Raw genomic sequence first — 11,823 nt, forward strand, 5'->3', positions numbered from 1 at the left:
AGCCAGTGATAAAGAAAAATTAATGATATTATTGGAAGGAATATTGTAATTAAGTTTTAGAATTTAATTGTTTTTGGAAGAAAAAGAGCGTTAAGAAGCTGAGGGAATGAAATGACTTTCGAAGCTTTAGCTCTTTTTCTGAAAAAACAATATAAATTCTTAACGAAAATTACACAATTCCTGGAGATAATATCATTAATTTTCGTCATCACGGCATTCAAGCTCTAACGAACAATTTAGTTAAATTAAGATAGTAGCTTAACGAGAATTGCCTTTTGAGCGTGAAGTCTATTTTCTGCTTCTTCAAAGATTTCATCTGAGTGAGCTTCAAGAACTTCCTCAGTAATTTCTTCTTCTCTATGAGCTGGAAGACAATGAAGAACAATAGCATCATTATTTGCTAATTTCATTATTTCTGAATTAACTTGATATCCTTTGAATGCAATTTGACGTTTTTTAGCTTCGTCTTCTTGTCCCATACTAGCCCAAACATCAGTTATAATTACATCAGCATTTTTTATAGCTTGGGATGGATCTTCAGTGAGTTCGAAAGAAACTCCATTTTTTTCAGCTAATGAAACACCTTTTTCAATATAATATTTAGGTGGTTTATAGCCAATAGGATTAGCAATTGCTATATTCATACCTAAAGTTAAACAACCAACAATTAGAGAATTACACATATTATTACCGTCACCAATATATGCAACTTTTAATCCTTCAAGAATAAGTTTCTTTTCTCTGATAGTCATTAAGTCTGCTAAAACTTGGCAAGGGTGCTCATCGTCTGTTAATCCGTTAATTATAGGAATAGATGAACATTCAGCTAAAGTTTCAATTTCTTTTTGAGAAAATGTTCTTATCATAATTCCATCTAAGTATCTAGATAAAACTCTAGCAGTATCTTGGATAGGTTCCCCACGGCCTATTTGTAAATCCCTAGAGCTTAAGAAGAGTGGATGTCCACCAAGTTGATATATTCCAACTTCAAAGGAAACTCTTGTACGTGTTGATGCTTTTTTAAAAATCATCCCTAAAGATTTTCCTTTTAGCAAATGATGTTCTATACCATGTTTTTGTTCATATTTTAGTTGATCGGCAAGGTTTAATATATCTAAAATTTCATCTTTTGAAAGATTATCCATACGTAATAAATCTTTATTCATAAATAAAGCCTCCTTTTATATTTACTTATATTCTTTTAATACTTTTACTAAGATGTTTAAACCAGATTTAACATCTTCTATAGAGATATTTAGTGGAGGGAGTAGTCTTACTACATTTTTACCAGCAGTTAAAACTAGTAGTCCATTTTTAAGGGCCTTATGTTGAATAATAGATGAATCACCATCTATTTCTATTCCAAGCATTAGCCCTAATCCACGAACATCTTTTACTATTTCTAAATTTTCATTTAAGATAGTTTCTTTTATTAGTTCGCCTTTAAATATAATTTCACTATAAGAATTAGTATTACAAAGTTGATTTAATACTGAGGTTGAACCTGCACATATCACAGGATTTCCACCAAATGTTGAACCATGATCCCCAGGCTTAAAAGTTGTTGAAAGTTTTTCATTACATAAAACTGCACCTATAGGAAGTCCAGCCCCTAGACCTTTTGCGCAAGTTACTATATCAGGTTCAACATTGAAGTTATTATAACCAAAGAGACTTCCCGTTCTGGCTATTCCACATTGAACTTCATCAAAAATGATTAATATATCTTTTTCTTTAGCCATTTTACAAGTTGCTAAAACAAACTCATTATTTAGTGGATGAACGCCACCTTCACCTTGAATAGCTTCCATTATTATTGCACAAATATCAGAAGTAAGTTTTTCTTGTAGGTCATCAATGGAATTAGCAGTTACATAATTAAAGCCAGTAGGAAATGGAAAGAAGTAATTATGAAATTTATCTTGTCCAGTTGCAGTTAATGTAGCTAATGTTCTACCATGAAAGGATTGTTTTAGTGAAAGAATAGTACTTCTACCTTCACCATATTTATTAAAGCTATATTTTCTAGCAAGTTTAATAGCACATTCATTTGCTTCAGCCCCAGAATTAGCAAAGAAAACTTTACTCATTCCAGATAACTTACAAAGTTTTTTTGCAAGTGATACAGTAGAATTATTAGTGAAAATATTAGATAAGTGTTGGAAGGTATTTAGTTGAGATATTATTGAATTTTTCCAATCATCATTGTTATAACCTAAAGAATTAACTCCAATTCCACTAGTAAAATCTATATATTTTTTATTGCTTTTATCAAATAAGTAAGATCCTTGACCATAATCTATTTCAATAGGCAAGGTAGCATAAGTATTCATTAAATACTTATTTTCTTCTTCGAATAAAGTCATTTTAATCACCTCTTTTAATTAGTTAGTAAATTTCAGTGCCTATTCCTTTTTCAGATAGTAATTCAAGTAAGATAGAATGTTTAATTCTGCCATCTATTATATGAGCTTTTTTAACACCCATTCGTGCAGATTCAACACAACAGTTTATCTTAGGAATCATACCACCTTTAATTATTTTATCTATAGTTAGTTTGGGAATTTGATGTAATCTTAAAGTTGAAATTAAAGTAGATGGGTCTTTAGGATCTGTCATTACACCAGGTACATCAGTTAAAAGAATTAGTTTTTCTGCTTTTAAAGCAGAAGCAATTTTTGAAGCACAAGTATCTGCATTTATGTTATAACTATTAGTATCATTTTCACCTATTGCAATAGAAGAAACTACAGGAATATAACCAGAATTCATTGATAAATTTAGAAGTTCTGTATTTACAGAGGTTATTTCACCTACAAAGCCTAAATCAACATCATTAGTAAGCTTTTTAGCTTTTATTAATGATCTATCAATTCCAGATAAACCAATTGCTTTACCACCATTTTTTTCAATTAGTTTAACTAAATCTTTATTTATTTTTCCGGCTAAGACCATTTGGGCAACTGTTATTGTAGTTTCATCAGTGTATCTTAAGCCATTTATAAATTTACTTTCATGATTCATTTTAGCTAAAGTACTGCTAATATCAGGACCACCACCATGGACTATTATTGGATTAATTCCAATACATTTCATAAGGATAATATCATTTATTACTGTTTTAGTTAATTCATCATTAATCATGGCATTTCCACCATATTTAATTACAATAGTTTTACCATAATATTCTTGAATATAAGGTAATGCTTGAATTAATATATTTGCATGTTGAGCATAGTTCAATTGTTACACTCCCAAAAAATGGGTGTGCCTCCGGGGTCAATCCAATATATGGATTGACCCCGGAGGTCCACCCATATATTGTTAACTGCGGTAGTCACCGTTTATTTTTACGTAATCATAAGTTAAATCGCAGCCCCATGTTGTTGCTTCTGATGAAGTTAATTTCATATCTATTAAAATTTTAATTTCATCTTGTAATAAAATTTCTTTTGCTTTAGTTTCATCAAAGTTTACAGAAGCGCCATTTTGGCAAATAAGAATTTCACCAACTGTACTTGCGAAAGAAACATCAACTTTTTCAGGATAAAAATCAACATCAGAATATCCTAATGCGCAAAGGATTCTTCCCCAGTTAGCATCACTTCCAAAGATTGCAGCTTTAACAAGGTTTGAAGTAACTACACTTTTAGAAAGAGTTTCAGCATCATTAATAGAATTAGCATTTTTTACAGTACACTCTATAAGCTTGGTAGCTCCTTCACCATCCTTTGCAATTTTTTTAGATATGTGAATATTTAAAGCTGTTAATGCTTCTAAGAATAAATTATAGTCATCATTTTTTTCAGTTATAGTTTCATTTGAAGCAAGTCCATTTGCCATTATTAAAACCATATCATTAGTGCTAGAATCACCATCAACACTTATTCTGTTATAAGAAATATTAACACTTTCCTTTAATGATTCCTTTAATAAAGTAGGTGAGATTGAAATATCGGTAGTTATGAAAGAAAGCATAGTAGCCATATTTGGATGAATCATACCAGAGCCCTTAGCAATAGCAGCAAGTGTAACTTTCTTATCTCCAATTTTCAATTCAATTCCAGCTTGTTTTTCAATTGTATCAGTAGTCATAATAGCCATAGAGGCATTTTTAGCACCTTCAATATTACTAGATAAATTACCTACTAATTGAGGAATTCCATCTTTTATTGCATCTATATTAAGAGGAACGCCTATTACTCCTGTTGAAGCAACTAGTACATCATCATTTTTAATGTTTAATGCTTTAGCACAAAGGTGAGTCATTTTATTTGCCTTTGACAAACCATCATCACCATTACAAGTATTGGCATTTCCACTATTAATGATTATTGCTTGAGCTTTTTTATTAATTAAATGTTGTTTAGTTACTGTAAGAGGAGCACCTTTTACTTTGTTTTTTGTATATACTCCACAAGAAGTAGCAACAACATCAGAATATATTAAAGCTAAGTCTTTTTTTAATAAACTCTTTTTTAGGCCACAATGAATTCCAGATGCTTTAAAGCCAGCAGGAGAAGTCACTGTTAAATTTTCATCTATTTTAATCATAAATTACACATCCTTTATTTAAAAGCTTGGAGCTATTAATTTAAGACCCGTATTTTGAGGTAATCCAAGCAATAGATTCATGTTTTGAATAGCTTGTCCGGCAGCTCCTTTGACCATATTATCTATGACGCTAACAATTATTATTTTATTTTTTCTATAATTTTGATGAATAGAAATATGACAATTATTTGTATATTTAACGTGTTTTATTTCAGCAGTTTGTCCTAGTGGTAATACGTGGACAAAATCTTCATTTTCATATTGTTTTTTATATATTTCATGAATTTCTTCTAAGGTAAGTTGATCTTTAGGTTCGCAATAAATTGTAGAAAGTATTCCTCTATTGACAGGTAATAGGTGAGGAGTAAATGTTATTTCTACACTTTTATTTGCCATATATGATAGGGTTTGTTCAATTTCAGGTGTATGTCTATGACTACCAATGCCATATGCAGTAAAATTTTCATTGGCTTCTGAAAAGTGAGTCTTTAAAGAAAGTCCTCTTCCAGCACCAGTAATTCCTGATTTTGAATCACAAATTATACTTTTAGTATTAATTAAATTATTTTTTAATAGTGGCATAAGTCCAAGTGAAATACTTGTTGGATAACATCCAGGATTAGCAACTATATTAAATTCTTTAATTTTAGAACCATTAAACTCTGGTAGTCCATATATGCTATTCTTATGAATGGCTTTGCAGGTGAATTTTTTTCCATACCATTCTTCATAAGAATCTTCACATTCTAATCTAAAATCAGCCCCAAGATCTATTACCTTTTTATTTTTGCTTATTGCTTCAGCTGCTATTTCCTCACTTAATCCGTGAGGAAGAGCAGTAAATATAATATCACATTTATTAATAACATCACTTTTATCTTTGCATACTAGTGTTGTTTTATTGAAAAAGCTTTTATATACAGAACTTATCTCCTTATCTCTAAAAGTAGAGGAGGAGATAGCAGTAACTGTAACATTATCATGATTAAGTAAAAGTCTTAACAATTCAACTCCAACGTATCCTGTTGCCCCAATGATTCCTACTTTAAACATGATAAATTCTCCTTATTTTCTTTTATAAATTTTTCTAAAACTTCTATTTGCATTTTAACTGATGAAGAACTAGATCCCCCAATGACACTTCTTTCTTCAACACAAGTTAATAAATCTATTGCTTTATATATATCTTCTTCAAAAATAGGAGAGAAGTCTTTAAATTCTTCCATACTTAAGTCATCTATAGCAATATCTTTATTTATGCAATAAAGAACTATTTTACCTACAACTTCATGAGCATTTCTAAATGCCATACCTTTTTTTACAAGATAATCAGCAACATCAGTAGCATTTGTAAATCCACCAGCAGCAGATTTCTTCATATTAGCTTTTTTTACTTTCATAGTTTTAATCATTCCATTAAAGGTTTGAAGTGAAAGAAGAGCAGTATCTAATCCATCAAATAATGCCTCTTTATCTTCTTGCATATCTTTGTTGTAAGCTAAAGGAATACCTTTCATAACAGTAAGTAAAGTCATTAAATCTCCATAAACTCTTCCTGTTTTACCTCTAACTAGCTCTGCAACATCAGGATTTTTCTTTTGAGGCATTATACTACTTCCAGTACTGTAACTATCATCAAGTTCAATAAAATTAAATTCACCAGTACACCACAGTATAATTTCTTCTGAAAATCTTGATAAATGCATCATTATTAATGAAAGTGCAGATAAAGTTTCTATAGCATAATCTCTATCTGAAACAGAATCTAAACTATTAAGTGTTATTTTAGAAAAGCCAAGCTTAGATGCTACAAACTCTCTATCAATAGGGTATGTAGAGGTTGCTAAAGCACCACTTCCAAGTGGCATTTCATCAAGTCTTTTATAGCTATCGAAAAGTCGTCCTATATCCCTTTTAAACATTTCACAATATGCTAAGATATGATGTGCAAAAGTAATTGGTTGAGCTTTTTGCATATGGGTATATCCTGGCATAATAGTATTTATATTTTCATTAGCCTTTTCAAGTAAGGTTTCATGAAGATTTAATATTTCGTTTATTATAATTTTTATATATTTTTTTAAATAAAGTTTTGTATCTAAAGTAACTTGATCGTTTCTGCTTCTACCTGTATGAAGTTTTTTACCTTCATCACCAATATAGTAAGTTAATATACTTTCGATAAAGCTGTGAATATCTTCAGCTTCTTTATCTATTTCTATAGTTCCATTGTTAATTCTTATTAATACTTCTTTTAAGCTTTCAACTATTTTTTCACTATCTTGTGAAGGAATAATTCCTTGCTTTCCAAGCATTTTAACATGGGCAAGGCTTCCTTCTATATCTTCCTTATACATTCTTGAATCAATTGAAATTGAGGAGTTAAAGGTATTAACTAACTCATTAACTCCTTCAGTAAATCTTCCGCCCCAAAGTTTCATTTTATTTCTCCTGTTTCTTTAAAGAATTTTTCATCTTAGCATTTACTACAGTTGGTAAACCATAAAGATTAATAAACCCTTCAGAATCTTTTTGATTATATACGCCATCTTCACCGAAAGTAGCATATTCTTCGCTGTATAATGAATAAGGAGATGTCATTCCGGCATTAATAATATTACCTTTATATAGTTTAAGCTTAACTTCACCATTAACAGTTTCTTGAGTTTTATTAACAAAAGCTGAAAGACTTTCTCTAAGTGGAGTAAACCATTCACCGTTATAAACTAAATCAGCAAATTTTAATGAAATGGTTTGTTTAAAGTGATGAGTTGCCTTATCTAAACAAATTTCTTCTAAATCAGCATGGGCTTTGTAAAGAATAGTTCCACCAGGAGTTTCGTAAACGCCTCTTGATTTCATACCAACAAGTCTGTTTTCTACCATATCCATAATACCAATGGCATTTTCTCCACCAATTTTATTTAATTCTTCAATTAACTTAACGCCATCCATTTTTTTGCCGTTAAGGGCAACTGGTATACCTTTTTCAAAAGTTAGAGTAATATAAGTTGCTTCGTTAGGTGCGTTTTCTAAGGTATTACAAAGTTCTAATATTTTATCATACTTAGGTTCATTTTCAGGGAATTCTAAGTCTAAACCTTCATGACTTAAATGCCATAAGTTTTTATCTTTACTATAGTTAGTTTCATAAGTAATTTTTATTGGAATTTCTCTATCTAAAGCATATTGAATTTCTTCTTCACGAGATTTAATATCCCAAATTCTCCATGGTGCTATAATTGGCATTTCTGGTGCAAAGTTTTTTACTGCAAGTTCAAAACGAACTTGATCATTTCCCTTACCAGTGCAACCATGACAAATTGCATCAGCCCCTTCTTTTTCTGCAATTTCTACAAGTCTTTTTCCTATTAAAGGTCTAGCAAAAGAAGTTCCTAATAAATACTTACCTTCATACACTGCGCCAGCTTGAAGTGTAGGGAAGATATAATCATGAACAAATTCCTTTGTTAAATCTTCAATATAAATTTTTGATGCCCCAGTTTTTAATGCTTTTTCTTCTAATCCTTCTAGCTCATCTGTTTGTCCAACATTACCAACTACTGCAATAACTTCACAACCATAAGTTTCTTTAAGCCATGATATTATAATTGATGTATCTAATCCTCCTGAATAAGCTAAAACTACTTTGTTAAATTTTTTCATATATAAAAGCCCCCTTAAATTTGTTAGGAGTTAGTAGTTTGAATTATTTGTTTGGGGAAACTTGGAAAGAAGTGTGTTTCAAGTTTTTCTAAACAAATTATACATAGAAAACTACTAACTGCTTATTACTTCTAAAAATTAGTAAAATCACTTGATATTTATAATTATACATAAAAATGTATAATTATGCAACAATTATTTTGAAAAAATGTATAAAATATTAATAAATAGGGATATGAATTTAGATAAATAAGTGAAAAAATAATTTGGATAAAAATGTTTATACAAAGGGGGGTTAGTTTATACATAAAAAGATAGGCAAAAGAAATTATATCTTTTGCCTATCTTTTTAGAAAATATTTTCTATGTTAGGAACTTGAAGTTTTTTCATATTCTCAGTACTATATTTTAATAAATGAAGTGATGCTTCACTTTCACTTGGATCATCTTTTTCAATATATATAGTTAGCTTTAAAGCTTCATTCAATAATACATCGTAATCTACATGGTTTATATAGATAGCAGCGATTTTACCTTTATCTTGGATTAAATTAAAAATTGCCATAGCATCTTCAAAATTTTCTTCTTTAGTAGAGTAACTTAAGCTCTTTTCCATTTCATCACACATTTCAATGACATCACTACAAAGATTTTTAAAACTTATATCTGTATAAGTTAAAAATCCTAATAATAATATAAAGAGAAGAATAGAAAATAATGAGTTTTTCATTTTTTAGCTCCTTTAACATTTTTATTTTTATCATATAATTGATAAACAAATTTTCCTTGAGTATCAACCATAGCAATTAAAACATCTTTAATTGAATTAATATGATGTTTTTTCAATTCATGCTCAATCCAAACTTTATTTTTTCCACTAGTAGTGAGTGAATTATTATTAATATGCCCATCTAACACATAAATTATAGGTAATCTAGGAACTTGAGCTGAGTTACTATTTCCAGAAGCATTGCTGTTAGTGTTTTTAGTATTACTAGAATTACTTTCAGTGGAAGTTTGAATTTGGCTTCCAGATGATGATAATGGTTGTGTATTAGAATTACAAGAAGTATCAACAGAAGCATTGCTAGAACTACTTTGAGAGGTTAAAAATGATAATTGGCCATTATTTTCCAAAATTGCATATTCAACTTCATTTAAATCAAAATAACCAGCTAGTCTAAGCTCTTCCATAAGCTCATCTAAATTAATTTGTTGTTTTTTTAAAGCTTTGTAATTTATTTTACCTTTGCAAACTAAGATACAAGGTTCACCTTCAAGTATTTTTCTAGTGAACTGACTTTTAAGTTGTAATTGAGTTAATATTGTTTTTATAAACAGTAAAGTAATAATTGGAATAATACCAAGAATTAAGGGTAATCTAGTGTCTTGCATTGGAAGAGCTGCTAAGTCAGATATCATTATTGTTATAACAAATTCATATGGTTGCAGTTCTCCAATTTGTCTCTTACCCATTAATCTCATTACAAGTATTACTAAGAAATATAAAAATATAGTTCTTATTAGAACAATGAACATAATTAAATCACCTCTAAATAAGTATTTGTATAAAAAATACTTTTATTCTAAGTGAGAGTCCAAATTTTATATTTGTTTACTCGAACTTACTCGGTGACTGAAGGGAGCTGAATTTCCCTTAAAAAGAATAATACTAGTCCAAATTTTATATTTGGCTATTCGAACTTGCCAGAAACTAAAAATTTTAGAATAATAATTATTTTAATATATAAAATAATAGAATAATTTTTAAAGCTGTATATAATAAGAGTATAAAGAATTAATTAAAAAAATTTATAATAAAACAAAATTTCGCACCAAATTTTATAATATGATTTTTTAATTAAGTAATGGTATTATAAGGATTTAGAAGGGTGGAGTAAGGATGAAAGAAAATATTAATTTAGTAAATAATAAAAATGACTCTATAGAAAGTGATTATACAAGAACATTACAATTTATCTTTATTAAAGCCACATTGGATTTATTTCCAGGTGCTAAAATCACAATTCAACATAGTGTTGGTAAAGGCATATTTGGAGAAATATTTAAAGAAAGCAATCTTAATGAAAAAGATATAGAAGATATAAAAATAAAAATGCAAGAATTAATAGATAGGGATTTACCTATTAATAAAATTAAGGTAGCTAAAGAAGATGCAATTAATATTTTTAAATCTTATGATATGAATGATAAAGTGCTTTTATTAGAACAAGTAGATTTTAAAACTGTTAATTTATATGAATTAGATGGAAGGTATGATTATTTTTATGGTCATATGACTAAAAGAACAAGTGACATAAAAGCTTTTGATTTAATTTATTATGAAAATGGATTTATTTTAAGAAGACCTAATGATTATCAAACTTTTACATTACCAGAGTTTGTAGAACAAAGAAAAATTACAAAAATATTTAGAGAAACTGAAAATTGGTTGAATATTTTAGAGGTTGGAAATGTTGGGGCTCTAAATGATAAGATTGATAAAGGCGAATTAATTAACTTAGTAATGATTTCTGAAGCTTTACATGAAAAGAAAATTGCAGAAATTGCTGATAAAATTAATTTGAAAGATGAGGTTAAATTAATTTTAATAGCAGGACCAAGTTCTTCAGGAAAAACAACATTTGCCAATAGATTAGGGGTTCAATTAAGAGTTAATGGTATCACACCAATTCCAATATCTTTAGATGATTATTTTGTAAATAGAGATCAAACACCATTAGATGAAAATGGAGAGTATGATTTTGAAACTATTGGTTCAGTAGATACAGAATTATTTAATACACATTTAAATTTAATATTACAGGGCGAAGAAGTTGAAATACCAGAGTTTAACTTTATAAAAGGAGAACGAGAATGGAAAGGTAAAAAGTTTAAATTACCTGCAAATGGTGTTATTATAGTTGAAGGAATTCATGGATTAAACCCTATATTAACATCTCATATTGATGAAAAATATAAATTTAGAATTTATATTTCAGCATTAACTCAATTAAATTTAGATAATCATAATAGAATAACTACTACTGATGTAAGGAAAATTAGAAGAATTGTAAGAGATCAATTATCAAGAGGTCATGGAGCAGAAGATACCTTAAAGATGTGGCATAAGATAAAAAGAGGCGAAAAGAAAAATATTTTTGTTTATCAAGAAGAAGCAGATGTAATGTTCAATTCTACTTTAGTTTATGAGTTATGTGTATTAAAGAAATATGCAATTCAAGAGCTTAATAAAATTAAAGAAGATAGTATTGTTTATAATGAAGCTAAAAGACTAAAGGGATTATTAAGCTTCTTTAGAGAAATTGATAAGGATGTAGTTCCAGAAAACTCAATTTTAAGAGAATTTATTGGAGGAAGCGTTTTCTATAAATATTAGAAATTTAACTAAATTGTTCGTTACGTGTAAGCGAAAAAATGAAATATTTATTTTCCAGGAAACGTGAAATTTTCACCTAGAATTTATATAATTGATTCCATAAAGCTGGCTAAAGTTTTTAAACTCGCTATCGCTCAAACAGTAAAAACTTCTTTACGCCACTTTACTCCATCAATTATTAAATTCTACGGCTTAATTTCAAT

10 protein-coding genes are annotated in these 11,823 nt (G+C 28.8%); 1 reads left to right on the plus strand and 9 read right to left on the minus strand.

Annotated elements, in window-relative coordinates; all coding sequences use genetic code 11:
* Positions 1-245: 245 nt before the first annotated feature.
* The 9 genes from argF to Q0Y03_RS14285 all read right to left on the minus strand — a co-directional run bounded on the left by argF (position 246) and on the right by Q0Y03_RS14285 (position 9,759).
* Positions 246-1,166 carry an ornithine carbamoyltransferase gene (gene argF / locus Q0Y03_RS14245; RefSeq protein WP_297714473.1) on the minus strand — a complete coding sequence of 307 codons (921 nt, stop codon included), beginning with the start codon at positions 1,164-1,166 and terminating at the stop codon, positions 246-248.
* Between the two features lie 21 nt (positions 1,167-1,187).
* Complete coding sequence (locus Q0Y03_RS14250; protein WP_297714474.1) at positions 1,188-2,366, minus strand: aspartate aminotransferase family protein; 1,179 nt, start codon at positions 2,364-2,366, stop codon at positions 1,188-1,190.
* Between the two features lie 22 nt (positions 2,367-2,388).
* Positions 2,389-3,243, minus strand: a complete 855-nt coding sequence (argB, locus tag Q0Y03_RS14255) for an acetylglutamate kinase (protein WP_297714475.1) — start codon at positions 3,241-3,243, stop codon at positions 2,389-2,391.
* Positions 3,244-3,324: 81 nt separating this feature from the next.
* A complete protein-coding gene (gene argJ, locus Q0Y03_RS14260; RefSeq protein WP_297714477.1) occupies positions 3,325-4,554 on the minus strand; it encodes a bifunctional ornithine acetyltransferase/N-acetylglutamate synthase in 1,230 nt (409 codons plus the stop codon).
* Positions 4,555-4,572: 18 nt separating this feature from the next.
* Positions 4,573-5,607: an N-acetyl-gamma-glutamyl-phosphate reductase gene (argC, locus tag Q0Y03_RS14265; protein WP_297714478.1), complete on the minus strand. Its 1,035-nt coding sequence runs from the start codon at positions 5,605-5,607 to the stop codon at positions 4,573-4,575.
* Positions 5,595-6,995 carry an argininosuccinate lyase gene (gene argH / locus Q0Y03_RS14270; RefSeq protein WP_297714479.1) on the minus strand — a complete coding sequence of 467 codons (1,401 nt, stop codon included), beginning with the start codon at positions 6,993-6,995 and terminating at the stop codon, positions 5,595-5,597. Before argH ends, argC begins: the two co-directional genes overlap by 13 nt.
* Position 6,996: 1 nt before the next feature.
* The gene (locus tag Q0Y03_RS14275) at positions 6,997-8,220 is read right to left on the minus strand and encodes an argininosuccinate synthase (protein ID WP_297714481.1); all 1,224 of its coding nucleotides are present in this window, start codon (positions 8,218-8,220) and stop codon (positions 6,997-6,999) included.
* Between the two features lie 349 nt (positions 8,221-8,569).
* The gene (locus Q0Y03_RS14280) at positions 8,570-8,950 is read right to left on the minus strand and encodes a DUF4363 family protein (protein ID WP_297714483.1); all 381 of its coding nucleotides are present in this window, start codon (positions 8,948-8,950) and stop codon (positions 8,570-8,572) included.
* Positions 8,947-9,759 (minus strand): DUF421 domain-containing protein, encoded by an 813-nt coding sequence (locus tag Q0Y03_RS14285; protein ID WP_297714484.1) that lies wholly within the window; start codon positions 9,757-9,759, stop codon positions 8,947-8,949. The genes Q0Y03_RS14280 and Q0Y03_RS14285 overlap by 4 nt, the downstream gene beginning before the upstream one ends.
* 364 nt (positions 9,760-10,123) lie before the next feature.
* Between Q0Y03_RS14285 and Q0Y03_RS14290 the strand changes: the two genes are divergently transcribed.
* Positions 10,124-11,620, plus strand: coding sequence for a nucleoside kinase (locus Q0Y03_RS14290; RefSeq protein ID WP_297714485.1), 1,497 nt, complete (start codon positions 10,124-10,126; stop codon positions 11,618-11,620).
* Positions 11,621-11,823: the final 203 nt, after the last annotated feature.

This window comes from Clostridium sp., from assembly GCF_026168755.1.
Taxonomy (GTDB): Bacteria; Bacillota; Clostridia; order Clostridiales; family Clostridiaceae; genus Clostridium.